This window comes from Metabacillus sp. cB07 (genome assembly GCF_016839225.1).
GTDB classification, from domain to species: domain Bacteria; phylum Bacillota; class Bacilli; order Bacillales; family Bacillaceae; genus Bacillus_P; species Bacillus_P indicus.
Map to the genome: position 1 here is coordinate 3,608,472 of NZ_CP069296.1, position 24,724 is coordinate 3,633,195.

The following is a 24,724-nucleotide window of genomic DNA, read 5'->3' on the forward strand; positions in this document are numbered from 1 at the left end:
TAAAAATAAATGAGGTGAAAAAATGGGAGATATCGCTGTTATTGCTGCTGCTTTGCTTCTGTTGGTTTTTTCATTGGACTCTCTTGCAAAAATAAAACAATCCGAGAAAAAAGAAGAAGGTATTCTTAAAATCTATCTCGGATTTCTTATTCTCGCTTCAATCTCTGTTATCCCTTATAAACTATGGCAGCTAGCCGGAAGCCACCATACTCCGGACGGAATGCTGCTAACAGCGGGTTCGGCTCTTGCAGTCGTCGTTTTCATCGGACGCTTTTACTCCCGCAGAGTGAAGAGTCATAGTCATGCCTGAACATTCAATACAATAGAAAGCGGGGCACTACGCCCCGCTTTTTTTAATATTCGCAAACAAATTCCCCTGGCTGTCCGCTTCCGCATAAAGCACATCCTTGCTCGCTGTTTTATACTGGGCCATCAGCTCATTGATCAGCCATTCTTTGGTTTGCTGTACAGACGCCAGGGCATGCTCCTTGATGTCGCCGTCAATGATGACCGCATAGGAGAGAGCATCCTGCTCCGGCTTGAGATTCAGGTCTTCAGGCGTAACCGGCCTTGCGTCAACTTTCGGAAGCACAGACAAATCCCCGCTCGGCTCCAAGATGGCGTACTCGACATCCTCCACCTTGAAATACCCCTGCACTCTCAGCATGGATAACAGAGAATAAATGCTCATTCGGTTCTTTTTCAGCTGCTGACGGTCAATCTGCCCGTTTGAGATGACAATGGCCGGTTCTGCATTCATTCCGTAAAACATCTTTGATAGGGATACTTTAGAAATCAGGATAATACTGATGCCAAGGATCACCATTCCAAACGCTGTTTTGAACGTATCAATGGATACGAGCGGCTGTGCCCCCACATTTGAAAGAATAAATAGAATCGCTATTTCATAAGGTGTCAGCTGTGCAATTGATTTTTTTCCGATAAAATTGGTTACGAGCCACGTCCCGGCAATGACAATCACAGAGCGGATAATATAAATTGATAAATCTGTTAAGAAATCGCCCATAACATCCTCCTAGAACCTTGGCGTAACAGAGGTCAGATTTTCAAACAGCATCATAGAAGTTTCACCCTCCCGAATGGCTGATTTTAAGTCTTTTTCCTTGATCGCACCCTTCAGCTGTTTCAGTGATATATTGAGGAGAGCCTGATTTGTCCCTCCGCTTTTAATTGAAATAATCACCTTTCCGCGCTCCCACATGCTTTCCACGTTCTCTGCTTTTTCCGCAGCCCTTGCCCAGTCGCCTTCTCTTGATGATGTCATCACAGCGTGAAGCTCATCATAAAACGACTCTTGCTTCTGAAAAAAAACAGCCTGCTGCCAGGCAAACAGCCCGATATAAGAAACAAACAAAAGGGCAAACAGGCTGATTGAAATCCGTCTTTGCGACATACTTGCCCCACCTTCTTTTCTTTACATTTTGGACATGTTTGGGCCCGTGTAATCAGAGAGCACATTAAAACTGTTCCTGCTGAAAAAAATTAGGTACTTTTTATATAGAAAAGTGATCTTTTTTTAATCAAATGACGTTTTACCTTTTATAAAGGTAAAGGATGGGATGATATGAAAAAACGAAATGTGAAAATCATCATGTCGATTGTGCTGATACCTAGCCTTGTCTTTGTCATGGTCAAGGGAGGCGAAGCCCTTTTTACAAGATCGACTGGAAGCACGCCGGTAAAAGCCAGTTATGAGGAAGAAGACCTTGAAGTGGCGACATTCGCAGGAGGATGCTTCTGGTGCATGGAACCGCCGTTTGAAAAGCTTGACGGGGTAGAGGACGTCATCTCCGGATATACGGGCGGTGAAGAGGAGAATCCTTCGTACAACGACGTTTCATCAGGTCAGACAGGACATGTTGAATCCGTCCAGGTTGTGTATGACCCGAAAACCATTTCCTATAAGGAGCTTCTGGACGTTTACTGGAGACAGGTAGACCCGACTGATGCGGACGGTCAGTTTGTGGACCGCGGAAAGCAGTATTCGACCGCCATCTTCTTCCACAGCGAAGAGCAGAAAAAAGAAGCGGAGTCATCCAAAACCGCGCTTGGCGAGTCGGGACGGTTTGATAAAGAAATTGTCACACCAATACTCCCTGCCAAAACCTTTTATATGGCAGAAGAGTATCATCAGGATTATTACAAAAAGAATGAAATCAGATATAAATACTACCGGGACAATTCAGGTAGGGATCAGTTTCTTGAAAAGGTCTGGGGGAAAAATGACGCCCAGGCTCCTGCTGATTCCGCCTACTCCAGGCCAACGGATAAGGAGCTGAAAGAAAGCCTTACAGATATCCAGTATGAAGTAACGCAAAAAGACGGCACCGAAGAAGCCTATAACAACGAATACTGGGACTTGAAGGACGACGGCATCTATGTGGACATCGTCTCAGGAGAACCTCTTTTCAGCTCAAAAGACAAGTATGATTCTAAAACCGGCTGGCCGAGCTTTACGAAGCCGCTTGTGAAAGGGAACATCATTGAGAAAGAAGACCGCAGCTTCTTCACGGTGCGGACAGAGGTCCGGAGCAAATACGGCGATTCGCATCTCGGCCATGTTTTTGACGACGGTCCGGAACCGACAGGCCTGAGATACTGCATCAATTCCGCCGCTCTAAGGTTTGTTCCCGCAGAGGATCTTGAGCAGGAAGGGTACAGTGAATTTGCAGATTTGTTTAAGTGAAAAAACTCAAAAAAACTTCAGCCCGCGGGCTGAAGTTTTATTTTTTTAAAAGGACGGTCACTTTCGTTCCTTTTCCGACTTCACTTTCCATTTTAAATTCGCCATTGTGCTCTGTAATGATTTTATTGCTGATTGTAAGCCCGAGGCCTATTCCCTTTTCTTTGGTCGTAAAGAACGGCGTCCCCAGCTTTTTCAGTCTTTTTTCATCGATGCCTGCCCCGTTATCTTCGAACGTAAGCTTATAAAGAGCGCCGTCTATGCTGCACCCGCGGATCTTCAAAGTGCCTCCATCAGACATGGCTTCAATGGCATTCTTCATGACATTGATAAACACTTGTTTCATTTGGTTTCGTTCACATTCAATGAGCGATTCCTCCGCATCAAATGCCGTTTCAATACGAACATCTCTCAAAGCTGCTTCCGGATTAAGCAGAATAACGGTATCCTTCACAAGCTGCACGAGATTTGTCCGCTCTTTCAGATGAATGGCCTGCGGTCTTGCAAGGGCCATAAACTCATTCACAATCTGTTCAATCCGGCTTAATTCATCGATAATGACATTCTGGTACGTCTGATCTTCTTCATCTCTGTTCTTTTCAGTCAAAAGTTTAAAGAAGCCTTTTATCGAGGTCAGGGGATTCCGGATTTCGTGGGCGACTCCTGCTGCAAGCTCCCCGAGGACCGTCAGCTTTTCATAATTTTTAATGTATTCTTCTACTTTCCGTTTTTCCGTAATGTCCCTTGAAATAAACACAATGCTTTCCGGTTCGCCTTTTTGGTTCATGACAGCCATCCCTCTGCCTTCAAAGAGCATGGCTTGTCCGGATCGGCTGATTTTATGATAAGGAAGAGTGACGGGCTCCTTTGTCGTAAAGACGGTGGACATAATGTCCTGCGTCTGCTCATGATCACTCTCCATAATATACTTAAAGACATTTTCACCAATCATGGCCTCAGGTTCATAGCCAAGGATTTTCCTGTAGGAAGGCGAAGCATACTTATATTTCCCCTCCAGGTCAACCACACAAATCAAATCATTGCTGTGTTCGAGAATAATCCTGTATTTGCTCTCGCTTTTTCTCAGCCGCTCTTCTGTCATCTTTCTCTGTGTAATATTTCTTGAAACGACTATGGCGTGTTTAAGCTCGTCTTGCTCCTGTACTGGAATTCCGTGTGATTCAAGCCAGATATAGGTTTGATCCTTGCAAAGATAGCGGTACTCAACCGTCATCTGCCTGTTTTCTGTCACCATCGTATAAAATTGCCCGGCAATCTGTTCCCTGTCCTCAGGATGGACGAATTTAAACGGACTGGATCCGATGACCTCTTCTGCCCCGTAGCCGAGCACTTCTTTAAAGGACGGCGAAACATATGTGAAAAGCCCCTCTTCATCAAGCAGTCCGACAATATCTCGCATGTTCTCCGTAATCAGACGAAATCGCTTAATTGTTTCTTCATGCTCTTTTTCAAGCAGTTTCTTCTCCGTTATATCCCGGATAATGACCTGGGTTGCCTGAGTATCCCCCCATACATTCGGGAGCGACGTTACTTCAACATATATAGGATGACCTGTCTTCGTATACCACAGCTGCTCCATCGCAGGCGGTGTATACCCGCACTTTGTATCCAGAATTCTCTGCTCGATGTTCTCTCTGTATTGGGGATCTATCGAATCCCATATGGGCTTTCCTATAAGCTCTTCCCTGCTGCCGTAATGAAGCATCGAAGCAGCAGAAGGATTAACGTACGTCCAATTCCGGTCTTCATGTATCAAAAAAGCAGTTGGAGAATTCTCAAGCTGATTTGTATATGCTTCCCTCAGCGCATCAAGCTTCTCCTGAGATAGGACCTTCCCGCCGCAGTCTTGCTCAAGGTTCTTCATCTGTGTCCATCCCCTCCACTTCTCTCTTTCATTACCTTTAATATATCAAAAATTCTAAAAATAAGGAAAGAAAAGCGGAGCTGATGGGCAGCTTCGGGAGTGACGCCACTTTTTCACTATTCCCTCTGGACTTGTGGCACCACTAGACGGCGTGATACCACTTTTCACTCTTCCACCATCGGACATGTGGCACCACTAGCCCGAGTGATACCACTTTTCACTTCTCCACCATCGGACTTGTGGCACCACTAGACGGAGTGATACCACTTTTCACTCTTCCACCATCGGACATGTGGCACCACTAGGCAGAGTAATGCCACTTTTCACCTTCCCCCCCCCCGACTTGTGGCACCACTAGACGGAGTGATACCACTTTTCACTCTTCCACCATCGGACTTGTGGCACCACTAGGCAGAGTAATGCCACTTTTCACCTTTCCCCCCCAGACTTGTGGCACCACTAAGCGGAGTCACGCCACTTTCCTCACTTCCACCCCTGGACTTGTGGCACCATTCGGCGAAGTGTCGCCACTTTTCACTCTTCCATCCCTGGACTTGTGGCACCATTCGGCGAAGTGTCGCCACTTTTCACTCTTCCATCCCTGGACTTGTGGCACCATTCGGCGAAGTGTCGCCACTTTTCACCTTTCACCGCCCCGGACTTGTCGCATCACTTAGCAGGAGTAACACCACCATCAAAAAAACAGGGCCCGAAAGGCGAGGTATCCCGCCTGTCAGTCCCCTGCTAATTAATAATCCCATGATGCACAATCTCAACCGACACGTCCGGTTCGATCGAAATTTCAGGATAGTCTTTGTCCCAGTCAAGTTCCTTCCACAATTCCGGATGATAGGCAATGAGTTCCCTGCCGATTCCGAGATAATCGCAGTTTGCTTCCTGGATGATGGAAATGGCTTCTTCCACATTTTGCTGAAGCTTTTTCTCGATCCCTTTTTGAAGATTTTCAAGGACATTTTTTTCATATAAGCGGTCATGCGGGAATTCCATAATATCGAGCTCTGCTTTGAAAGGAAGCTTGACCTTAACTTTATTCAAGCCATCCTTCTCTATTTTCAGCTTGCCTTTTGAATGAGAGATTTCGTAGGATACCGTCAGCTGCTCATCTTTAAACGGAATCGTATCATTAATCATCATCGCTTTGTTTCGTTTATTGCTCAATGCAAGCAGCAGTTTCGTCTGATCTGTATTTACTGTAACTCCGGTAAATTTATCTTTATGGAAAAGGGCGGCACCTGCAACTTCTGCTGCCTGGTTGCTTTCATTAAGCTTCATATAAGGAAGCATCAAGCCTTTTCCTTCATCAAATAGAATGGTGCAGATGGATTGGATGGTTTCAGTCGGAACAGTTGATTCGATTTCCATTGTTTTGATTAATCCGGAAAGGTTTTCGCCAATCAGCTCATCTCCCACCTTCTGAAGTTCCAATATGGCCTTCGGGTCCTTCTCCACAACAATAAACTTTCCATTAAGCGGACTTTCAGGCGTACGGTAGAGAACATCTGCGAATTGAAGCAGTCCCTTTTTGGCCAGGTCATCCTGCAGGAGGAAGATCTTGTTTTTTGCCGTCATTAAAAAGCCTGAAGCCTCTTGATTCAGTTTGATTTTTGCATCGCGGGATGATTTTGCAACTACCGAATATGTTTTATTGACCGGTCTTTGCTCCTTAGTTGTATACGTATGGATGGACGTGGTGACCAATACCTCATCTTCCGACTTTACCTGAAAAGCGGTCGCGGACATAAAAACTGTATTTTTTAAAAGTTTTTGGTCCCAGCACCCGCTTAGCAGCGTCACCGACAGCCCGGCTAAAAACAGCGGTTTAAGCTTGTTCATTTTCATTTTTCGCTTTCCCCTTTCTGACAAATGATAGTAGGAAGAGGATGAGAGGAATTGTAAACACAAAAACCAGCGATGACATGTTCACAATGTCCGCAAGCTTTTCTGTGAGCTGATCACTTTTAGCGGGAGTTAACGCAAGCAAAGTGACAGCAATAACGACGACAGGCACAAACGGACGGTGGTTCTTTTTCCCGGAAACGTTCTGCATGCCCTTGCTTGCAATGTAAATATACATTAGTCCTGATGTGATGACCGAAACAACCCAAATAGCGAGAAACACCAAATCTACTCGTTCAATGACAGAGTATGTAATAGCCTTCAGCAGATAAAGCGTTGGCTCAGGTACGATTGGCATCTCTTTTGGACTGAAAAAGATAAGGCTTGTAAACGTAATGTACGAATAGAACAGAGTGACAATCAGGTTGCTCAGGGACACCATTTTCAGGCTCTGAGCAGGCTTCCCTTCTACATATGGATAGAGGAACAGAAGGATTTCAAACCCCATGTAGGACATGATCGCCTCTTTGCTGCCAAGCAGAATATTGACAATTCCGCTTTCTCCAACGGGAAATACATAGCGGATATCCACCGTTTTATAGGCATTGAGGGTCAAAAGAAACAAGAAAATAAGCAAAGTAGAGACAAGCACATAAAACCTGGCTAATTTTCGTATATTCTCCTTTGCAAAATAGAGGGCCACTGCAGATAGCAGCAAAATCAGCACCCAGGCAGGCGTAAAGTGATAAATCCATCTTTTTAGAACGTTGACATACAACACAGCAATCAAACTAGACAGGAATATATAGAAAATGATGTAGCCGTAATTTAAGAAGGTTCCCAAGTGTTTGCCGAGGAGCCGTTTATTGATGTCAAATAGACTGTGTGAGGGAAATTTCTTCACAAGCAGCCAAAAGAACAGAATAACAATCTGTGCGGCTGCACCGGCTATTAATGCAGATATCCACCCATCCTTGCCTGCAGTCTTATAAAGGTTATAAGGCAGGGAAAGAACACCGATTCCAATCTGGGTCTGAAGGACAAGGAACAGAAGCTGCTTGTGCGTAATAGTATGCTTCATTTCTTTTGTCCCGCCCATTTCCTCATTGACTTTTGGCGCCTGATTCTTTGCGGCAGCGTGTCCCTCGGCCGATCATTCATATACCAGTGGTGCATGCGCAGAACGGAATCTTTCATGTTATCAAACTGCATAGGTACAAGAGGGTAAAAATAGGGTGTTCCAAATGATTCAAGAAGACTTAAATGCATAATGATCAGGACAAAAATAAAGACAATCCCCAAATACCCAAAAATCGCCGCCCCGAACATCATCGGAAAGCTCAAAAGCCGGAGCGCTGTGCTCATATCATTCGAAGGAACAACAAAAGCTGCTATAGCTGTGAGGGCGATGACAATAATCATCATATTGGATACAAGATTTGCTTCAACGATGGCTGTTCCGATAACCAAACCGCCTACAACACCAATTGTCTGGGAGATGGAGGTAGGCAGACGCAAAGCTGCTTCTCTCAGCAGTTCCAGAATGATAACCATGAGCAAAGCTTCAGCGAGAGGCGGAAGCGGAACATTCTCAAGGGAGCTTTTAACCGTCAGAATCAAATCATTTGGAATCAGCTCATAGTGAAATGAAATCGTTGCGATATACAATGCCGGCAGACTTATCGCAATGAAAAAGCCCAATATGCGGATCAGCCGGTAAAAAGACCCGTACAGCGAGCGGCTGTTATAGTCTTCGGGAGATTGGAAAAATGAAAAGAAATTAACAGGTGTTATAAGGGCTGAAGCACTTCCTGTAGGCAAAATCGCCACTCTTCCTTCCAGTAAATTTGACACAATTTTATCCGGCCGTTCTGTATTTAAAAGCTGCGGAAAAAAAGAGAACGGATTTTCTTCAAGTGACTCTTCAATGATTCCTGGAGAGTCCAGGGCATCTGTTTCAATTGTCTTAAGGCGTGTAATCACATCTTTAACTAATTTCTGATTTGTCAGGTGATTCATGTACACAACCGCTACTCTTGTTCTTGAAACACTTCCAATTTGCACATATTTCACAACTACACTTCCATCTAAAATCCGCTGCCTGACCAGATTCAGATTAATATCCAGATTTTCTGTCAGCCCTTCATGAGACCCTCTGATGACCTTTTCATTTTGAGGCTGCTGCACAGATCGTGCCTGACTGATGCCGGCATCTATGCAATAAATGATGTCTGTTTCTTCAATTAACAGCAGGCACGCACCTTTACATAAATAGTGAATCGCTTCGTGAATATCTTTGGTTTTTGTAATAGAGGCAATTGCAACTGCGTCTTCTACTTCACCGGATTTCGCCTGCTGCAGCGGACCAATGACATCCTGGTTGATTTTCTCAGATTGCATCATCGGAACAAAATAAAGGAGCAGTGCCTGCTTTCCCTGAAACTGTATTCTCCTTTGTCCAAGATCATCAGTGTGGTCGAGATGGGTAAGAATCTTAGCGATATTAACGTTAAAATGAGGAGAAACGGGAATGTTGACATCAGCCGGCGACACAACATTCTGCGGCTGCGGCTTCTTTTTTTCCGATTCCTTCTTCTTCTTTTTTAAAAACGAAAACATTCTCTTCTCCCCTTTCTCCTAGATGTATGAGATTAGTTTCTATGTCAGCTGGCAAAAGTATGCATTTTATATCTTCACTTGTGAACCTGTTGCTTTAAGAATAGAAAAAAGGCGTCCGAATGTTTTCGGAGCGCCTTTATAAATTATGAGTGGATCGCCTGCAAACCAGCCTGATTCAGGAAGTTCCAAGGCTTGTTATAGTGAGGCTGGAAGAAGAAGTCGACAAAGCCAAGCTCATCAATAGTCATGCTGTTTTGTATGCAGACAGACAGTGTGTTGATCGATTGTGTCAGGTCTGCTTTGGACATCACCTGTGCACCGACAATTCTCCGTGTCTCTTCTTCATAGACAACTTTCAGCGTAACAGGTTCGTAGGTTGGCATGAATTCCGGACGATCGTTTTCTAAGATTGTGATACTTTTCACATTCATGTCTGCAAGAGAAGCAGCCGTTTCCGTCATCCCGGTTGATGCAATGTTCTGATCATAGATTTTAATGCCTGAGGTACCCTGTGTTCCCATATATTTAATCGTCTTTTTAACGAGGTTTCTTGCAGCAAGAGTTCCCATTCGAACAGCGTTGGTTGCAAGCGGGATATAGGCGTGCTTTCCAGTCGGGTTGTAGCGGATCGCACAGCTGTCACCGGCTGCAAAGATATCTTCATTGCTTGACTGCATATATTCATTCACGATAATGGCCCCGTTATCAAGCATTTCGACCTGTCCTTTGAGCAATTCTGTATTAGGCTTGAAACCGATGCAGAGAACAACCAGATCCGATTCATACTCACCATGGGTTGTCACAACCTTTGTCACTTTCCCGTTTTCGCCTTTAAATTGTTTGACGGTTTCCCCAAGAGCAAGTGTAACTCCGCGGTTTTCAAACTCCGTTTCAACAACTTCTGTGTATTCCGCGTCGAGGTATTTGCTCAAGACTCTGTCTTCGCTGTCAATCAGCGTTACTTCTTTTCCGTAGGATTCGAACGCTTCTACAAGTTCAATGCCGATATAGCCTGCGCCGACAACGGTAATTTTTTTCGATTCTTTTGCTTTATCAATAATGGTATTGGCATGCTGATAATTTTTTGAAAGGACGATGTTTTCCAGATTGATGCCCTCAATCGGCGGAATAATCGGCCAGGATCCTGTCGTCATAATTAATTTGTCATACGTGTCGACAACTTCTTCGCCCGTTTCCAGGTTTTGTGCCGTCAGTGTTTTTGCTTTAGAATCAATGGCCGTGACAGCATGTCTCATTTTCATCGCTGCCCCCATTTTTTCAAGTTCTCCGGGTGATGAATAGAAAAGCCCCTGTGCATCTTCAACGGCTCCGCCTACATATAGGGCAATGCCGCAAGAGAGAAATGATACATTATCGTTTTTCTCATAAACCGTTATTTCTGCATCCGGATAAAGCTTTGCCATATTTGAAACAGCTGCCGTTCCAGCATGTGTACATCCGATAACTGCGATTTTCATAAAGCAATTCCTCCCTGAGAGTAACTTGTTAGTTTGTGAAGTTTTTCACATGATATTGTGAAGGAATTCACATATCCTTTATGACCCTATTATATCTCCGCTCCTTTCGAAATGCAAGAGATATTGTGAAGTTTTTCACAAATACTTTTGGAAATATTTTCTTATATTCTATGCACAAATCAAAAGTCATGGTAAAATTTTTACAATACTCAGAAAATGGATGTGTTTATATGCAAGCAGCTTTGGCCATCAGCAGGCATATCCTGCTGTTTTTCGTTATTGTCATCATCCTTATTTTAACCGTTCTACTGCCGAGGGATGTTGAGATCGGTGCAGAAGGGAAGCCTCAGACTGTCGTCTTCGAATACGAATTTACATGGGCTTTATATTCTGAAAATCTCACCGGTTTTTTCTTAGATATAATCCGTGAAAAATCGTTCGGCTTAACAAAGTATGAACGCTCAGCTGAGGATGAAGCCGTTCTTTATTTTTCAAGAAGTCTGAAAGTGATTGTTTTCGCTTTTTTTCTCAGTCTCTCGCTTGGCATCTTAAAAGGCATATATGATGCAAAACGCGGAGGGCCTCTTCGGCTTGTTTTCGGTAAAGGGTTTACGTGGCTGCTGCAGTCTGTGCCTGATTTCTTTCTGTTTCTTTCCCTGCAGTGGATTCTGCTGATTTATTTCAGGGACTATGTGGATCTTTTCGGGTACGAAAGCTGGTACAGTTTTATCTACCCCGCTTTGCTCGTGTCTATATATCCGGCACTGTACATAAGCAGAATTACAGCGGCTTCGATTCTTGATCAGGAAGGAATGCCGTATATTGCGGTTGCCCGCTCAAAAGGACTGCCTTCCGCCATGATTACCTTCAAGCATATGCTAAAAAACAGTCTCGTCCCGATTTTAACAAACATGGGCTCCCTGATGATTTATCTTCTGTCCAATCTGCTGATCGTGGAGTACCTTACGGATTATAAAGGAGCGGCCTACCGGCTTTTCGAAGCTTTTCATGTCACGCCTGTTTTAAGCGCAGGACTGAATACAGCGATTGAACCAAATGTCATTATTTTATTTGGCATCTGCTTTATGTTCATGGTTCTCACTGTTCAGATTCTGAGCGAAACAGCAAAAAGATGGATTGATCCAAGGGAGGGAAGCGCATGAGGAATATCCCTCTATTATCCGGCCTCTTCATGCTCGCAGTCCTTGTTGCTGTCGCATGGCTGGGTCCGGTGATTCCGTCTGTGAAGGAGGGGATCATTGAACAGAGAATGGTTTTTAAAGAGAGCGGAGCGTTTGAAAGGGCGCCCTTTCCTCCATCGCTGCAGCATTTGTTTGGGACAGATGAAGACGGACGGGATCTGTTAAGCCTTGTCATCATGGGTGCAAAGGAGACGCTGATGCTCGTTCTTGTCATCAGCATCATCAGGTATGGAGCGGCTATTTTGCTTGCGCTGCTCAGTTTGCCTGAAAAAAGTCCCGCCCGGGCACTTATCTACAGTCTGAACGGATTTGCAGCAAGCCTTCCGATCGTGTTCGCTGCCATTCTCTTTATCACGATGCCTGTCTTTACCTTCAGCCCCCACCGTGTTTATTGGATTGTCCTGATTCTCTCCCTTTCAGACGTCGGCCGGGTCGCCTATGTGTTTCAGCAGGCCATGAAGTCCATCTCGCATACGCAATATGTAGAAGCCGGAGTAACAATCGGAAACAGTCCGTTTGGCCTGTTTTCCCGCCACTATTTTCCGAATTTGCTGCCTGATGCTGTTACCCACTTTTTTATGGATTTGGGAAAGGTAACTCTTCTCCTCGGCCAGCTCGGCATCCTGTCCATTTTCGTTACGCAGGCATTTGTGCAGCTGAACTACGGGTACGGAGAATTGCAGAATACAAGTCTGAATTGGCCGATTCTGCTTGGCATGGCGAAGTCTGATATTATCAGTGGATTTTGGATTCCTTTTTTCCCTGCGCTTGCTCTGACCTATTTAATTTTAACGTTTAATCTTATTGGGGAAGGCTTGAGAAAGCATTTCAGCAGGATCTAATACTAAAAAAGGTGAGATCATGAGAGATCTCACCCTTTTTGCAGTCTTACCGGTTTTTTTTGGATAGTAGGTGAAACCGGGAAATTTTACGACCGGCCATTTTTCTTTGCGGAGCGATTTCATTAATTCCCGTGAGGCATTCACATTCTGCTGCACGACCTCTTTAGGCGTCAGGGCCATCCATTGATTAAGTGACACGTCTTCAAACTTGCTGCTTTTAAACATCTCCAGAAATTTGATCGTTAAATAAACGAATGGCTTTCCTTCTTTTATAAAAAAGAAATGCCGGACACGCTATGTCCGGCAGAAACTTAAGCTCTTATTCATCTGTTTAAATCGACACATCCCGCTTCGTAAAAGCTGCCCACGACGCCAAAAGGAAAACGAGCAAATAGACAAACAGAACGGTCATTGAAAAACTAAGTGTCATTCCTTCAAACAGCGGCCGGTTTCCTTCCAGGTGCTGCTTAAGGTTCGTGTTTGCAAACAAGATATATTTTCCCCAGTTCATTCCGTAGTGAGCCATCAGCTGCACCATGATTTTGCCTGAAAACGTCAGGACGATGGAAAGCCCGATGGCAAGAGAGCTGTTTCTGAATACAGAGGAAATCATAAAGGCAAAACCCGATATCAGAACGATTTCAATAAAAGCTGTCAAATAGTGCAGACCAATGCTTTCTGCCATCAGTTTGTCATCAGGCGCAACGGATGCACCAAAGAAAACAACCCCAAGAATGACAGAGAAAAGAAAGTAAGCCAGCAGGAAATAGACGCCGAAAAGCAGGGCCGTCAAAAATTTTGCCGCAAGGATCTTCGAACGGTTTTTCGGACGGATTAAAAGAAACTTGATGGTGCCCCAATTAAATTCGTTTGCCACAATGGCACCTGCAATCACCAGCGCGAAAAATGGCAGGACAAACAAAGTGCCGGTTGAAAACGAGAGATAGCCAACGACGTTTTCGCCCACTCCCGCTCCTGTGAACATCTGCTTTGAAACGGCGGCAAGGAGGAAACTGATCACAGCAAGCGCTATAAAAAGCGCAGCTGTGCTTTTCTGATAGAGCAGTTTTTGGTGTTCCATTTTCAACAGATTAAACATCCGGCATGCCTCCAGTAAGTTCAATAAATGTTTCCTCCAGTGATTTGGAGAGAGGCAGGATGGCAAACACATCAATTTGTTCTTTTATCAGCATTTTATTTATGATTGGGATCTCTTCTTTTTTAGCAAGAAGAACGATCTCGCTGTTTTCAGCAGCAGCTGAGTATTCCGGAAGAAGTTCCGCCGCACGGGTTGCATCGGACACTTCAAACTTTACCGTCAGAAGCTCTCCCTCCCTGCGGCCGATTTCCTGAACAGCAAGAATTTCACCATCTTGTATGATGGCGGCACGCGAGCACATCTCCTCAACTTCTTTCAGCAGATGTGAAGCAATCACGACGGCCGTTCCCTCTTTTGTGCAGAGTTCTTTCAAATACGTCCTTAGCTCTCTGATTCCCGCAGGATCGAGCCCGTTTGTCGGCTCATCCAGAATCAGCAATTTCGGTTTATGTAAAATAGCCTGCGCGATCCCGAGGCGCTGCCTCATTCCGAGGGAATAGGTCTCAACTCTATCGTGAATGGCAGGACCAAGCTTCACGAGCGATACTGCTTCTTTTATTCTGTCTTCATCTATGTTTTCATACATACAGGCAAAGTGTGTCAGGTTTTGAAATCCTGTCATGAATGGATAAAATTCAGGATTTTCGACGATTGCCCCGGCATGCTTCATCGCTTCTTCAAAATGTGTCTTAATGGAATAGCCGCTGACAGATATTTCTCCTTCGTCCTTTTTCACGAGACCAAGAACAGATCGGATCAGTGTTGTCTTCCCGGAGCCATTCGGGCCCAGCAGACCAAATAATTCTCCTTCGTATACAGTCAGGTTTACATTATAAAGCAGCTGTTTATCCCCGATTGCCTTGTTCAGGCCCTTCACGCTTAGTACGGCTTTTCTCACGGAGCATTCCTCCTCTCCCACCAAGTATATACTTGTTTTTCTAATTACGAAATGCAAAAAATGAAACGAAAAAGAGCTGCCGATTTGAAAGAGCAGCCCGACTTGATTCTATGTATTTTTCGGCAGACCAGGCGGCTGGAAATAAGGCGGAACCTTCAGCCAGCTTCTTTGAATCATTAAGCTTTTCAGCCTTATACTGTACTGGATTATGGCCGTCATAAAAGTAAGGAAAAGGGTAGAAACATCATTTCTGACAGACTCCGATAAGGAAGTACCGCAAAACGTGATATAGGTAGCTGTCTTCACGCTCAGAAAATTTGCGATTTCATTGTCTGTAAATCTGACACCGAACGGTACATCAAGCGGCTCGGACTTCGGTTTTTCTTCTGACGTCAACGGAAGAGGCACTCCTTCTCCGGCCAAAAATTCTTTCAGCTTCAAAACCGTATCTTCTGTCGATGTCTTGGCTTCTTCAATCATTTTAATCAGCTCTTCGTCTGTTGTTGTATTCAGAAATACACCATAAAAAACGACGGCTTCCTCCATCAATGTAAGAAGCGTCCAGAGCGCCATCACTTCTCCCACATGCAGAGGAGCTTTCGGCTCACCATCAGCAGAGAGCTTTATCATACTTTTAATGGTTTCGATTACCTTTATCATAAAACACCTCCATATCTATAATTGCCCTTTTTTATTTGAAATATAAGGGGCGCAGGGACTGGACAATGCGCAAAGAAAGATATATAAAAAGGACCGTGCCCCGTCAAAAAAATTGACAGCTGCACGGCCCTGCTCGGTCTCTGCTAAGCTCTGCTCTATTTCGCTTTTAAGCGTCTATGCTTTTAAGTGATAAAGTAACTGTTTCTATCTTATCCTGCTTCTTGATCAACGTCAAGGGTTTATTTTACCAGCTGCTTTTTAATAGAAAAAAACTCCGCACTCGGCGAAGTCACATTTGATCATTTGTTTTTTCTGATTCAGCCGTCAATGCATTCCTGTTTTCCTGAACCTTGGAGCTGTAAGTAAAGTCCCCGTAGCAGTATGGATACCTGAAGTTGGACTTGTCCCCTCCGCAATTGTACAGATCCGGCTGTTTTTTCACCTGAATCATTGAAAATTGCTTCGCGAGCTCTTCCGTGTGCATTCCGCCGTTTTTCACCACAAAGTCAATATAGCCGAGGCCCATATTATAAGCCTGCACGATGGTCATTTCATCTACCTTGCGCTCCTGGCCGTACTTCAGGCTTCTTTGAAAATACTCCACACCCTGCCTGATGCTTTCTTCCGGATCGGTTATGGCATTTCGCGGCAGACCGGCTGACTCTGAAGCCTGCATGGGGTCTCCCCCTCTGCCTTTGCTTTCCTGCTGCATAAGTGCCAGAACGAGAGGCGTATACTCTTCAAGCTGATAAGCTGCAAGCTCCTGTTCAATGAGGGGCTCGTACTTTATAACTTCTTCAAACGCATTCTGCTGCATCACCGCCGGCTGTCTTTCTGCGGTATAAAACACGGTCAGCGCAAAAAAACCGGCAAATACAAGCAGCAGAAAGCCTATACTGGTTTTTATGAATTTCATCTCATCCTGCTCCGTTCTCTTATGCCCTTTGCCTACTATTATAATAAATCTGGCAATCTCTTCAACTTAGAACATTCGCCAGCTTCTCATCTTTTTAAGAATAAGGTAGAATGTACGAAAGCGAAACAGGCTGAAGACTATCAGCTTGTCAGGCTCTGGCCCTAGATGAAACTTTTGCCGGCATGTTTTCGTCTATTCTATGAAACTTCTATTCCAAGTGAGGGATTACCATGTTTGAAATAAAACCAATACAAGCTGAACATACATATGCCTTGAGGCAAAAAGTACTGATGCCCGACTTTTCCATAGAAGAGTGCGGCTATCAAAAGGATTTTGATCAAGATACGCTTCACATCGGTGCATTTAAAGAGGAAGAACTGATTGGAACAGCATCCTTTTTTAAAGAAACACATGAAAAAATAAAAGGGAAACACGCATACAGACTGCGCGGCCTTGCCATTGATCCGGAGCACCGGAACCAGCTCCGTGGTCAGACATTGCTGTTGCTTGCTGAAAACAAATTATCACAGCTCGAAGCAGACACGCTGTGGTGCACAACTCTTGTCAACAACGTTGAATACTACCAGCATCTCGGCTTTAAAGAAACCGTCTTCCGTTTCCATGTTCCTTCGAAGGGATTGAATGTGCTGATGGTGAAGGGGCTTTAAAGCGTAGGCGATACATGGAACAGCAGGCCACAGTGGGCCTGCTGTTTTTTTTGAACTTTTTGGAACGCTGATTCAGGACTTTGTGCTGTTAATCTGTTCTGGAGCACTTTCCTTTGTTCTCGGGCTGCACTTTCTGTTGCTAACTTCTCTTTAGCGCATTTTCCTTTGTCATCGGGCTGCACTATCTGCTGTTAACTCCGTTTTAGTGCATTTTCTTCCAGTCACGCGCTCCTCTTTCTGTTGTTAACTCCGTTTTAGCGCACTTTCCTTTGTGCTCGGGCGGCGCTTTCTGTTGCTAACTCCGTTTTAGCGCATTTCCCTCTAGTCACGCGCTCCTCTTTCTGCTGCTAACTCCGTTTCAACAAAAAAACACCCGCAGCTGCACCAGCCGCGGGCCTTCCTTTACTTCACTTCTTTATTCACAAGGACAAGCTGCTTTGTTCCGGCTCCTGATTCAAGCCACTCGGCTGCAGCACGGGCAAGGTTCTTTTCAATGATCCTGTCAGCAGCCGTCGGGCGGGAACTCATGCATTGGGATTCGTCGTAGATAAGCTCTTTGAAATCAAGCTCCATCTTTTCTCCCAAGTAAGCACCCAGCTTCTGCGGCGCAACCGACTCATTGATGATTAAAAAGGAATATGTGATCCCTTTTTCATCTTTTTGCTTTAAGTAATCAGCGGCATGCTGCCAGGATGATTCATCTGCGGCAACCACAAATCCGTCAACAGCTGCAGCTGCCTCCTTCATCAGGTCAGATACTTCATGCCCGGGCAGCTGCACGCAGCAGACTCTCTGTTTCATGTAAAGCAGCGAGCTGATTGTATCTTTTACTTTGAGTACATTCGTCACGACTTCATTCAGTGCCGTATCATATCCAAGAGCATGATCCCCGAGGTATGAGACCGGCAAAAAGAGTACGTTCGTTTTTGCCTGTGAAAGCAGCTGCACTGCTTGTTCTGATCCTCCTAGGACGAGAACAGCATCATAGGTTTCCATTACAGGCAAGAAGTCATGTTTATTCTCTGCAACCGTTTTTTCCGGGATGGAGCGGATCCATTCGCCAAGCGGCTCTGCCTGCAGCTTTCCAGTGTGCCATTCAAGTACGGATGCTTCCGTGTTTTTTTCCGCAGCAAATGCTTTAATGGCAGTTAAAATCATTCGTGTTTCATTAATGGTATCAATTCCGAAAACAGCGATGCGCATGTGATCCCTCTTTCATCTTGGAAGTTAAATGTGCTTTTGCTGAAAGGCGGCGATGCTTGCATATTCTTCCTTCAGCAGTCTGGAAAGACGTATATAAATCGGTGCCAGTTCCTGATAAACGGCAGCGTTTTCGGGAATTGGCTTATGATGATGAGCAGCCCCCACCATGTCAGAGACAACATCAAGGGAAGATACATGCCCAAGGCCGTACAAGCCCAGAATAGCAGCTCCAAGACATGAGCTTTCAAAGCTCTCCGGTACAGAAACCTCCTGGTTGAAAATATCGGCCATCATCTGGCGCCAAAGTTCAGACCTGGCGAATCCGCCTGTCGCCTGAATGCTTGCCGGCTCTCCGATCAATTCTTCGAGCGCGAGAAGAACAGTATACAGGTTGAAAATAATTCCTTCAAGTACAGAGCGTATCATGTGTTCTTTTTTATGGTGAAGAGAGAGGCCGAAGAATGATCCTCTTGCGTTTGCATCCCAAAGTGGCGCACGCTCGCCTGCCAGATACGGATGAAAAAGAAGGCCGTCTGATCCCGGTTTTACGCTTGCGGCAATTTCAGTCAGGACTTCGTATGGATCTCTGCCAAGCTTCTTTGCCAATTCTGTTTCTTCATGTCCGAGCTGATCTCTAAGCCACCTGAAAATCATTCCTCCGTTATTGACCGGCCCCCCGATGACCCATTTGTCTTCCGTCAATGCGTAGCAGAACGTTCTGCCCTTAGGATCTGTAACGGGCTTATCCGTCACGGTGCGGATAGCGCCGCTTGTTCCGATCGTCACAGCTGCAGCTCCCGGCTGAACGGCGTTTACGCCAAGGTTGGAAAGCACGCCGTCACTTGCTCCGACGACAAAAGGCGTATCACCATGAAGCCCCATAAGAGACGCATACTGAGCATCGAGTCCAGTCAGGGAAACCGTCGTGCCGACCGGCTCAGACAAGTGCTCTGCAGTAATGCCGGCAACTTCAAGAGCCTCCCTGTCCCAATTAAGCTCACGAAGATTGAAAAGCCCAGTAGCTGAAGCAATGGAATAGTCAACCACGTACCGCTTAAACAGCTTGTAGAAAACATATTCTTTTATTGAAATAAACTTAAAAGTCTTCATAAACAGCTCAGAACGGTCGTGCCTGATCCAGGTGATTTTTGAGAGCGGAGACATTGGATGCACAGGGGTTCCCGTCCGAAGGTATATCTCATGGCCGTTCATTTCAGTTTTAATTTTCTCCGTCCAATTTGCACTTCTGTTATCTGCCCACGTTATGCAGTTTGTAAGAGGAGTCCCGTTTCTGTCAACGGCAATAACACTGTGCATAGCAGAGCTGAATGAGACAAACAGGATATCTGACGGATGAACATTTCCTCCTGAAATCACTTCGCGGATGGTTGTCACCACAGCCTGAAAAATTTCTTCCGGATCCTGCTCTGCCGTCTCTGGGTCCGGGGAGTGCAGCGGGTATTCAATTCCATGCGTAAAAACAATCGTTCCATCTGTTTTGAATAGAACAGACTTTGTACTTGTCGTGCCTATATCGGTGCCGATCATATATTTTTCTCTCACATTCATTCCTCCCCAGCATACGTATAGCGTTTTCATTTACAAAAGCGGAAGCGCCTTGGTCAGATCCGATAGGCAGATAAGAATCCGGCGGAAAAGTCCGGGTTTGACTTTTTTGACGGATTTGTTCTGACAGAGGATTTAGGCGCTGGAGCTGGCCGAGGATAACTTTGTTTTGTTATCCAAAGCCTTTTCTCTTTCTATTTCCTTAACAATGAAAAAGAAGATGCTTCTAAATAAGCCTCTTCCCTTCCCAATTATGCACGTAAACGCATTAATCTTTATTTACTACAGCGTGTCCGCCAAATTCATTGCGCAAAGCTGCTACTACTTTTCCAGAGAACGTATCTTCATCAAGAGAACGGTATCTCATCATTAGAGAAAGTGCGATGATCGGCGTTGCTGTTTGAAGGTCAAGCGCTTCTTCAACTGTCCATTTCCCTTCGCCTGATGAGTGCATAACTCCTTTAATACCGTCAAGTTTTGAATCCTTGGAGAACGCATTCTGAGTAAGCTCCATCAGCCATGAGCGGATGACAGATCCGTTGTTCCAGACTCTTGCCACCTGTTCATAGTCAAAATCAAACGGGCTTTTCTCAAGCACTTCAAAGCCTTCTGCAATTGCCTGCATCATGCCGTATTCTACGCCGTTATGAACCATTTTCAAGTAGTGGCCGCTTCCGGTTTCGCCGGCATACAAGTAGCCATCTTCAACACAGATATCTTTAAAAAGCTGCTCAATTGATGCGAAAACCTCTTTGTCTCCGCCAATCATTGTGCATGCGCCGCTGCGTGCGCCTTCCATGCCGCCGCTTGTGCCGACATCAAAGAAATGAACACCTTGTTCTTTCATCTCTTTTCCGCGCTTAACGGATTCTTTATAGTTTGAATTTCCGCCGTCAATGACAAGATCGCCAGGCTCAAGCAGGCCCTTTAGTTCAGACAGTACATTCTCTGTAATCACACCTGCCGGAACCATCATCCAGATTTTTCTTGGCGCCTCAAGCTTTGACACTAATTCCTCAATGGAAGAAGCACCTTCTGCACCCATATTTGAAAGTTTGGCTACTGCTTCTGAATCGATATCAAAAGCAACAACCTCATGTTTATGATCCATTAAATTAAGTGAAAGATTATAACCCATCTTTCCAAGTCCGATTAAACCTACCTGCATCTTTGAAAACTCCTTTTTATCACATGTTTTGTCCTATCCCTATTATACGAATTTTTTTTCGTTTAGCAATCGCTTCCAAGAAATTTTTTTTCGCAATTCCTTTGTGCTATACTTTTTTTAGTACATGTAAGCGAGGTCATTCTTTATGGGGCAAAATTGTTTAGGTAGCATCCGTTCTCATTATGCAAGGTTGAGTGAAAAAGAAAAAAAGATTGCTGATTTTATTTTGGAAAACCCCAAGGAAATTATTCATAGTACGATAAATGAAACAGCTGACCGGCTCGGTGTTGCAGAAGCGACCGTTTTCCGCTTTTGCAAGCGCATTGATTTTAAAGGCTACCAGGCGATGAAAATTGCGCTGGCTTCAGAGATCATGAGTCCGATCCAGCAGATACATGAAGAAATTACAGAAAACGATAATGAAAAGGCAGTTGCGGAAAAAGTGTTTCAATCCAACATCCGCACCCTGGAAAACACCCTGCAGATTTTAGATTTTTCATCTATCGAGAAAGCTGCCCGCATTCTTGCAGGTGCGAACCGCGTGGATTTTTACGGAACAGGAGGTTCTGCCATCATTGCGATGGATGCTTATCATAAATTTATCCGCACCGGCATTTCCGCCTATGCGTTTATTGATTCGCATTTTCAGCTGATGTCAGCCTCGCAGCTGACGAATAATGATGCAGCAGTCATCATATCCCATTCAGGGACCAATAAAGACACGATTAAAATCATGAATACGGCGAAAAAGAACGGAGCAAAAACCATAGGGATCACCAGCTTCCCAAAATCACCTGTCGGCCAGAATCCAGATGTTGCGCTGTTTACAAGTTCTGAAGAAACGGAATACAGATCTGAAGCTCTGGCATCAAGAATCGGCCAGCTCAGTTTGATTGATGCGCTCTATGTGAATATGATGATTCAAAATAAAGAAAAGGCGAATCTGTCTCTTGAAAAAATCAGGAGTGCGATTTCTGAAACGAGAGTTTAGCGGAAGGCAGAATACTCTGCCTCGCGAAAATACACTGCAAAAAGCACTAAAATAAGCAAACTATTCAGCACCGTTTCTGCGGTGTTTTTTTCATAGGAAAATCCTGATGAACTATACGCTGGAATCGAAGGCGCATAGTAGTCTAAATTGATAGATTTACAGAATTCTCTCTTCGCAGGAAAAATTTTACATTTTGAGTTTGATATTTTACATTGTGAATAATTGTGAGAATAAAAGGGAGGCGAAAGAGATGGGATTTTTTCAGCGAATGTTTAAAAAAATAGAGGAAGTTAATCGCGGAGAGGCAGCAGCCGCTGAGCTGGAGTCGGAAATGGTGCTGATCACAAAAGAGGATGCCTACGATTTTTGGATTCAAATGGCCCAAAATATTCTCGTGAATGCTGTCAACGCAACCGGTTCGACAGTAGATCGCGCCTTTGTCATTATCGATTTTCGCAATGAGCCGTCTTTTGAGATATTTTATCAGCAAAACGGTTCGCTATTAATGTGGGATCAGCTCGAGGATATGACGATTATAGAAAAAATCCGGACACAGCTTCTGCCGCAGGCGCCTGACGCAGCGAATGCGATAAATGAAAACTTCCTCGCAGCAGGACACGTCCCCATTGCACATGCAGAGCTCCAGTTTGAATGGGCTACGAAGGCTTGGTTTTCACATGTTATATGGGCGGACGGAGAGCACGCAGATATCCCCGGGGATGAGCTTCTCCGCAACTGGTTTGCCCTCATGGAAAAAGAAACGGCAAATGTGCCGCTCGACAGTGACCAAAGGCTTTCTTGGTATCCGGAATAAAAAAGTGAACTCCTCCTCAGGCATCTTCCTGGGGTTTTTTCATTTTCAAAAAATCCATAACCGTCAGACTGATTGTTTCTTTGCCCCTGGCATAGCTCACAGCAAAAAGAGCGGATGCAAGCAGGATTGATGTCACTAAATAGATCATCCAGTAGATTGACGTGCCGGCATACGAGATTCCGAGCACAGACGCCAGTGCAAACCAGAGCATAAGATGAAGAAGATGCTGCAGCTTATACCTTTTTTTCTCTAATACAGCCGTGAAAAAGGACGCGCAGTATAACGCAGCAATTGCGGCATAAATCCCTGACAGGATGATAACTGCAAACAGCATAACCGATCATTCCTTTCCTTACTGACTATTTTCGCACAGGCTGCAGGATCAATAAAGAAAGAACTGTCGTTACCCAGGTAACTAAAAGCTGTGATATAATTACCCAGGTAACTATTTAAAAGGAGAACGAACACATGACTGCCGAACAAAATCTTTTTCACGCCATTCAGCAGCTGTCGAGAAAGCTGACAAACCGTTTAAATGAAACGCTGCAGCCTTTTGGCCTTTACAGCGCGCAATGGACCGTTCTTTTCACCTTAAAAAAATCAGGAACTCTCACACAGACTGAGCTCTGCGAGTACTTGTCGATCGAAGCTCCTCCTATGACACGAACCATCCAGCGCCTCGTTAAACAGGGATATGTTATGCAGCTTCAGGGAGCTGATAAACGGACGAAGCACATCAAACTGACTGACAAAGCCATTCAGGATTATGAAAAATGGGAATCAGCAGTAGCTGAAATGGAGAAGGACCTTCTTTCAGGCATGCCGGAAAGCACTCAGGAGCCTCTCAGGACGTATATTCAGCATTGGCTCCTCCACATAAGAAAGACAGAAAGGAAATGAACCAATGAAGGAACAAAAACTATGGACCCGAAACTTTTTGTCCATTTCTATAAGCAGCTTTTTTCTCTTTTTGACGTTTTACTATCTGCTCGTCACTCTGCCCATTTATGCTATTCATGATTTAAACGGCGTACCTGCGCAGGCAGGACTGATTGTGACCATATTTCTGGTTGCAGCCATTGTGGTCAGGCCTTTTGCGGGAAAATGGATGGAACAGCACGGAAAACGGAAAGTGCTCCTATCCTCTCTTTTGATCTTTTTAATAGGATCCCTGCTTTATTCTTCGATAAACTCAATGAACGGGCTGTTTGCGCTCAGGTTCCTGCACGGAATCGGCTTTGGGATGGCGACGACGGCTGCAGGAGCGATCGTGGCTGATATCATTCCTGAGTCCAGGCGCGGCGAAGGGATGGGCTATTACGCCATGTCGATGAACCTTGCGATGGTCATAGGACCGTTTCTAGGCCTGACAGCTATGGATCAATGGGGCACAGGCATTATGTTCAGCATCTGCATCTTTACAGCTGTTTTCTCTTTAGTATCAGGATTGCTTATGACGCTTCCAAATGATTCTGCGGATGGAAGCAAAGTCGTGTCTGCTGCCGGACGCACAGGAATAAAAGGATTGTTTGAACCCTCAGCCATTTCCATTGCACTGGTAGCCGGGCTATTCGCTCTTGTGTATGCATCCATCCTCTCCTTCGTTTCTGTATACGCAAGGGAGATCGGCCTGATGCAGGCAGCAAGCTACTTTTTTGTTGTCTATGCAGTGGTCATGCTCCTCGCACGGCCCTTTACAGGAAAATGGTTTGACCGCTATGGAGCAAATGTCATTATTTACCCTGCCATCCTGATTTTCGCGGCCGGAATGGTGCTTTTGAGCATAGCCGGCACATCTGTGAGCTTTCTCATCGCTGCAGGCTTAATCGGCCTCGGATGGGGCACTCTGTTTCCAAGCTTCCAGACGATCGCCATCCAGTCCGCCGAGCCGAAAAAAAGAGGCCTTGCCACGGCGACTTTCTTATCCATTTTTGATATCGGGATTGGTGCAGGTTCATTTATTGTCGGTGTTCTGACAGCGAAGATTTCGTTTAGCACCTTGTATTTTGCCAGTTCGTTCTTCATTTTGGGATGCCTTGCTGTTTATTACTTGCTGCATGGGAGAAAGGAAGCTGCTTTGCATGCGGCAGCAATGGTAGAGACGGAAAAGCAAAGTGCATAAGTAGTCATTTTGATATAGACCATTAAAAGAGC

24 protein-coding genes and 1 pseudogene are annotated in these 24,724 nt (G+C 45.0%); 9 read left to right on the top strand and 16 right to left on the bottom strand.

The window, feature by feature from the left end:
* Positions 1 to 22: 22 nt before the first annotated feature.
* A complete protein-coding gene (locus JOJ89_RS18480; protein WP_029284435.1) occupies positions 23 to 310 on the top strand; it encodes a hypothetical protein in 288 nt (95 codons plus the stop codon).
* Between the two features lie 27 nt (positions 311 to 337).
* Here the strand turns inward: JOJ89_RS18480 and JOJ89_RS18485 are convergent, their stop codons facing one another.
* Positions 338 to 1,027, bottom strand: a complete 690-nt coding sequence (locus JOJ89_RS18485; protein ID WP_029284436.1) for a DUF421 domain-containing protein — start codon at positions 1,025 to 1,027, stop codon at positions 338 to 340.
* Positions 1,028 to 1,036: 9 nt separating this feature from the next.
* The gene (locus tag JOJ89_RS18490; protein ID WP_029566870.1) at positions 1,037 to 1,414 is read right to left on the bottom strand and encodes a DUF4363 family protein; all 378 of its coding nucleotides are present in this window, start codon (positions 1,412 to 1,414) and stop codon (positions 1,037 to 1,039) included.
* Between the two features lie 171 nt (positions 1,415 to 1,585).
* Here JOJ89_RS18490 and msrB point away from each other — a divergent pair, with 171 nt between their 5' ends.
* Positions 1,586 to 2,707, top strand: coding sequence for a peptide-methionine (R)-S-oxide reductase MsrB (gene msrB / locus JOJ89_RS18495; protein ID WP_203288898.1), 1,122 nt, complete (start codon positions 1,586 to 1,588; stop codon positions 2,705 to 2,707).
* Between the two features lie 37 nt (positions 2,708 to 2,744).
* Here msrB and JOJ89_RS18500 read toward each other — a convergent pair whose 3' ends face one another.
* From JOJ89_RS18500 to JOJ89_RS18520, 5 genes are all read right to left on the bottom strand, one after another.
* Positions 2,745 to 4,589: a PAS domain S-box protein gene (locus tag JOJ89_RS18500; protein ID WP_203288900.1), complete on the bottom strand. Its 1,845-nt coding sequence runs from the start codon at positions 4,587 to 4,589 to the stop codon at positions 2,745 to 2,747.
* A gap of 744 nt (positions 4,590 to 5,333) precedes the next feature.
* On the bottom strand, positions 5,334 to 6,449 hold the full coding sequence (locus JOJ89_RS18505) for a Ger(x)C family spore germination protein (protein WP_029284444.1): 1,116 nt from the start codon (positions 6,447 to 6,449) through the stop codon (positions 5,334 to 5,336).
* Positions 6,430 to 7,527 carry a GerAB/ArcD/ProY family transporter gene (locus JOJ89_RS18510; protein WP_158001645.1) on the bottom strand — a complete coding sequence of 366 codons (1,098 nt, stop codon included), beginning with the start codon at positions 7,525 to 7,527 and terminating at the stop codon, positions 6,430 to 6,432. The genes JOJ89_RS18505 and JOJ89_RS18510 overlap by 20 nt, the downstream gene beginning before the upstream one ends.
* Positions 7,524 to 9,065, bottom strand: a complete 1,542-nt coding sequence (locus JOJ89_RS18515; RefSeq protein WP_029566874.1) for a spore germination protein — start codon at positions 9,063 to 9,065, stop codon at positions 7,524 to 7,526. Before JOJ89_RS18515 ends, JOJ89_RS18510 begins: the two co-directional genes overlap by 4 nt.
* Positions 9,066 to 9,208: 143 nt before the next feature.
* Positions 9,209 to 10,543 (bottom strand): FAD-dependent oxidoreductase, encoded by a 1,335-nt coding sequence (locus JOJ89_RS18520; RefSeq protein WP_203288901.1) that lies wholly within the window; start codon positions 10,541 to 10,543, stop codon positions 9,209 to 9,211.
* Positions 10,544 to 10,773: 230 nt separating this feature from the next.
* Here JOJ89_RS18520 and JOJ89_RS18525 point away from each other — a divergent pair, with 230 nt between their 5' ends.
* Positions 10,774 to 11,706, top strand: a complete 933-nt coding sequence (locus JOJ89_RS18525; RefSeq protein ID WP_029284452.1) for an ABC transporter permease subunit — start codon at positions 10,774 to 10,776, stop codon at positions 11,704 to 11,706.
* The gene (locus JOJ89_RS18530) at positions 11,703 to 12,587 is read left to right on the top strand and encodes an ABC transporter permease subunit (RefSeq protein ID WP_029284454.1); all 885 of its coding nucleotides are present in this window, start codon (positions 11,703 to 11,705) and stop codon (positions 12,585 to 12,587) included. Before JOJ89_RS18525 ends, JOJ89_RS18530 begins: the two co-directional genes overlap by 4 nt.
* Positions 12,588 to 12,644: 57 nt before the next feature.
* On the opposite strand, the pseudogene JOJ89_RS21180 reads toward JOJ89_RS18530, so the two are convergent.
* The 5 genes and pseudogenes from JOJ89_RS21180 to JOJ89_RS18550 all read right to left on the bottom strand — a co-directional run.
* Positions 12,645 to 12,830 (bottom strand): annotated as a pseudogene (locus JOJ89_RS21180) (oxalate decarboxylase); the annotation flags it as partial.
* Positions 12,831 to 12,918: 88 nt separating this feature from the next.
* The gene (locus tag JOJ89_RS18535) at positions 12,919 to 13,686 is read right to left on the bottom strand and encodes an ABC transporter permease (RefSeq protein ID WP_029284458.1); all 768 of its coding nucleotides are present in this window, start codon (positions 13,684 to 13,686) and stop codon (positions 12,919 to 12,921) included.
* Positions 13,679 to 14,584 (bottom strand): ABC transporter ATP-binding protein, encoded by a 906-nt coding sequence (locus JOJ89_RS18540; RefSeq protein WP_203288903.1) that lies wholly within the window; start codon positions 14,582 to 14,584, stop codon positions 13,679 to 13,681. The genes JOJ89_RS18535 and JOJ89_RS18540 overlap by 8 nt, the downstream gene beginning before the upstream one ends.
* Positions 14,585 to 14,692: 108 nt before the next feature.
* Positions 14,693 to 15,244, bottom strand: coding sequence for a DUF3231 family protein (locus JOJ89_RS18545; RefSeq protein ID WP_203288905.1), 552 nt, complete (start codon positions 15,242 to 15,244; stop codon positions 14,693 to 14,695).
* Positions 15,245 to 15,533: 289 nt separating this feature from the next.
* A complete protein-coding gene (locus tag JOJ89_RS18550) occupies positions 15,534 to 16,160 on the bottom strand; it encodes a lysozyme family protein (RefSeq protein WP_203288907.1) in 627 nt (208 codons plus the stop codon).
* A gap of 230 nt (positions 16,161 to 16,390) precedes the next feature.
* On the opposite strand from JOJ89_RS18550, the gene JOJ89_RS18555 reads away from it, so the two are divergent.
* Positions 16,391 to 16,828, top strand: coding sequence for a GNAT family N-acetyltransferase (locus JOJ89_RS18555; RefSeq protein ID WP_203288909.1), 438 nt, complete (start codon positions 16,391 to 16,393; stop codon positions 16,826 to 16,828).
* Positions 16,829 to 17,230: 402 nt separating this feature from the next.
* Here the strand turns inward: JOJ89_RS18555 and JOJ89_RS18560 are convergent, their stop codons facing one another.
* From JOJ89_RS18560 to gnd, 3 genes are all read right to left on the bottom strand, one after another.
* A complete protein-coding gene (locus JOJ89_RS18560; protein ID WP_203288911.1) occupies positions 17,231 to 18,031 on the bottom strand; it encodes a 6-phosphofructokinase in 801 nt (266 codons plus the stop codon).
* A 24-nt stretch (positions 18,032 to 18,055) separates the two neighbouring features.
* Positions 18,056 to 19,579: a gluconokinase gene (gene gntK, locus JOJ89_RS18565; RefSeq protein WP_203290388.1), complete on the bottom strand. Its 1,524-nt coding sequence runs from the start codon at positions 19,577 to 19,579 to the stop codon at positions 18,056 to 18,058.
* 286 nt (positions 19,580 to 19,865) lie between these two features.
* Entirely contained in the window at positions 19,866 to 20,765 is a 900-nt protein-coding gene (gene gnd / locus JOJ89_RS18570; protein WP_203288913.1) for a phosphogluconate dehydrogenase (NAD(+)-dependent, decarboxylating), read from the bottom strand.
* Between the two features lie 145 nt (positions 20,766 to 20,910).
* Between gnd and JOJ89_RS18575 the strand changes: the two genes are divergently transcribed.
* Complete coding sequence (locus tag JOJ89_RS18575; protein WP_203288915.1) at positions 20,911 to 21,756, top strand: MurR/RpiR family transcriptional regulator; 846 nt, start codon at positions 20,911 to 20,913, stop codon at positions 21,754 to 21,756.
* Between the two features lie 250 nt (positions 21,757 to 22,006).
* Positions 22,007 to 22,570 (top strand): hypothetical protein, encoded by a 564-nt coding sequence (locus tag JOJ89_RS18580; RefSeq protein ID WP_203288916.1) that lies wholly within the window; start codon positions 22,007 to 22,009, stop codon positions 22,568 to 22,570.
* Between the two features lie 16 nt (positions 22,571 to 22,586).
* Here JOJ89_RS18580 and JOJ89_RS18585 read toward each other — a convergent pair whose 3' ends face one another.
* On the bottom strand, positions 22,587 to 22,904 hold the full coding sequence (locus JOJ89_RS18585; RefSeq protein ID WP_203288918.1) for a hypothetical protein: 318 nt from the start codon (positions 22,902 to 22,904) through the stop codon (positions 22,587 to 22,589).
* A gap of 134 nt (positions 22,905 to 23,038) precedes the next feature.
* Here JOJ89_RS18585 and JOJ89_RS18590 point away from each other — a divergent pair, with 134 nt between their 5' ends.
* Both JOJ89_RS18590 and JOJ89_RS18595 read left to right on the top strand, forming a co-directional pair.
* On the top strand, positions 23,039 to 23,470 hold the full coding sequence (locus JOJ89_RS18590; RefSeq protein WP_203288920.1) for a MarR family winged helix-turn-helix transcriptional regulator: 432 nt from the start codon (positions 23,039 to 23,041) through the stop codon (positions 23,468 to 23,470).
* A 4-nt stretch (positions 23,471 to 23,474) separates the two neighbouring features.
* Positions 23,475 to 24,692 carry an MFS transporter gene (locus JOJ89_RS18595; protein WP_203288922.1) on the top strand — a complete coding sequence of 406 codons (1,218 nt, stop codon included), beginning with the start codon at positions 23,475 to 23,477 and terminating at the stop codon, positions 24,690 to 24,692.
* Positions 24,693 to 24,724 lie beyond the last annotated feature (32 nt).

Bases quoted from the DNA above. Each gene is read 5' to 3' on its own strand.
- JOJ89_RS18585 (WP_203288918.1), bottom strand. From the start codon at position 22,904: ATGCTGTTTGCAGTTATCATCCTGTCAGGGATTTATGCCGCAATTGCT.
- JOJ89_RS18560 (WP_203288911.1), bottom strand. From the start codon at position 18,031: ATGCGCATCGCTGTTTTCGGAATTGATACCATTAATGAAACACGAATG.
- JOJ89_RS18590 (WP_203288920.1), top strand. From the start codon at position 23,039: ATGACTGCCGAACAAAATCTTTTTCACGCCATTCAGCAGCTGTCGAGA.
- JOJ89_RS18545 (WP_203288905.1), bottom strand. From the start codon at position 15,244: ATGATAAAGGTAATCGAAACCATTAAAAGTATGATAAAGCTCTCTGCT.
- JOJ89_RS18555 (WP_203288909.1), top strand. From the start codon at position 16,391: ATGTTTGAAATAAAACCAATACAAGCTGAACATACATATGCCTTGAGG.
- JOJ89_RS18525 (WP_029284452.1), top strand. From the start codon at position 10,774: ATGCAAGCAGCTTTGGCCATCAGCAGGCATATCCTGCTGTTTTTCGTT.
- JOJ89_RS18500 (WP_203288900.1), bottom strand. From the start codon at position 4,589: ATGAAGAACCTTGAGCAAGACTGCGGCGGGAAGGTCCTATCTCAGGAG.
- JOJ89_RS18505 (WP_029284444.1), bottom strand. From the start codon at position 6,449: ATGAAAATGAACAAGCTTAAACCGCTGTTTTTAGCCGGGCTGTCGGTG.
- JOJ89_RS18535 (WP_029284458.1), bottom strand. From the start codon at position 13,686: ATGTTTAATCTGTTGAAAATGGAACACCAAAAACTGCTCTATCAGAAA.
- JOJ89_RS18520 (WP_203288901.1), bottom strand. From the start codon at position 10,543: ATGAAAATCGCAGTTATCGGATGTACACATGCTGGAACGGCAGCTGTT.
- JOJ89_RS18485 (WP_029284436.1), bottom strand. From the start codon at position 1,027: ATGGGCGATTTCTTAACAGATTTATCAATTTATATTATCCGCTCTGTG.
- JOJ89_RS18530 (WP_029284454.1), top strand. From the start codon at position 11,703: ATGAGGAATATCCCTCTATTATCCGGCCTCTTCATGCTCGCAGTCCTT.
- JOJ89_RS18510 (WP_158001645.1), bottom strand. From the start codon at position 7,527: ATGAAGCATACTATTACGCACAAGCAGCTTCTGTTCCTTGTCCTTCAG.
- JOJ89_RS18550 (WP_203288907.1), bottom strand. From the start codon at position 16,160: ATGAAATTCATAAAAACCAGTATAGGCTTTCTGCTGCTTGTATTTGCC.
- msrB (WP_203288898.1), top strand. From the start codon at position 1,586: ATGAAAAAACGAAATGTGAAAATCATCATGTCGATTGTGCTGATACCT.
- JOJ89_RS18490 (WP_029566870.1), bottom strand. From the start codon at position 1,414: ATGTCGCAAAGACGGATTTCAATCAGCCTGTTTGCCCTTTTGTTTGTT.
- JOJ89_RS18595 (WP_203288922.1), top strand. From the start codon at position 23,475: ATGAAGGAACAAAAACTATGGACCCGAAACTTTTTGTCCATTTCTATA.
- gnd (WP_203288913.1), bottom strand. From the start codon at position 20,765: ATGCAGGTAGGTTTAATCGGACTTGGAAAGATGGGTTATAATCTTTCA.
- JOJ89_RS18515 (WP_029566874.1), bottom strand. From the start codon at position 9,065: ATGTTTTCGTTTTTAAAAAAGAAGAAGAAGGAATCGGAAAAAAAGAAG.
- JOJ89_RS18575 (WP_203288915.1), top strand. From the start codon at position 20,911: ATGGGGCAAAATTGTTTAGGTAGCATCCGTTCTCATTATGCAAGGTTG.
- JOJ89_RS18580 (WP_203288916.1), top strand. From the start codon at position 22,007: ATGGGATTTTTTCAGCGAATGTTTAAAAAAATAGAGGAAGTTAATCGC.
- gntK (WP_203290388.1), bottom strand. From the start codon at position 19,579: ATGATCGGCACCGATATAGGCACGACAAGTACAAAGTCTGTTCTATTC.
- JOJ89_RS18480 (WP_029284435.1), top strand. From the start codon at position 23: ATGGGAGATATCGCTGTTATTGCTGCTGCTTTGCTTCTGTTGGTTTTT.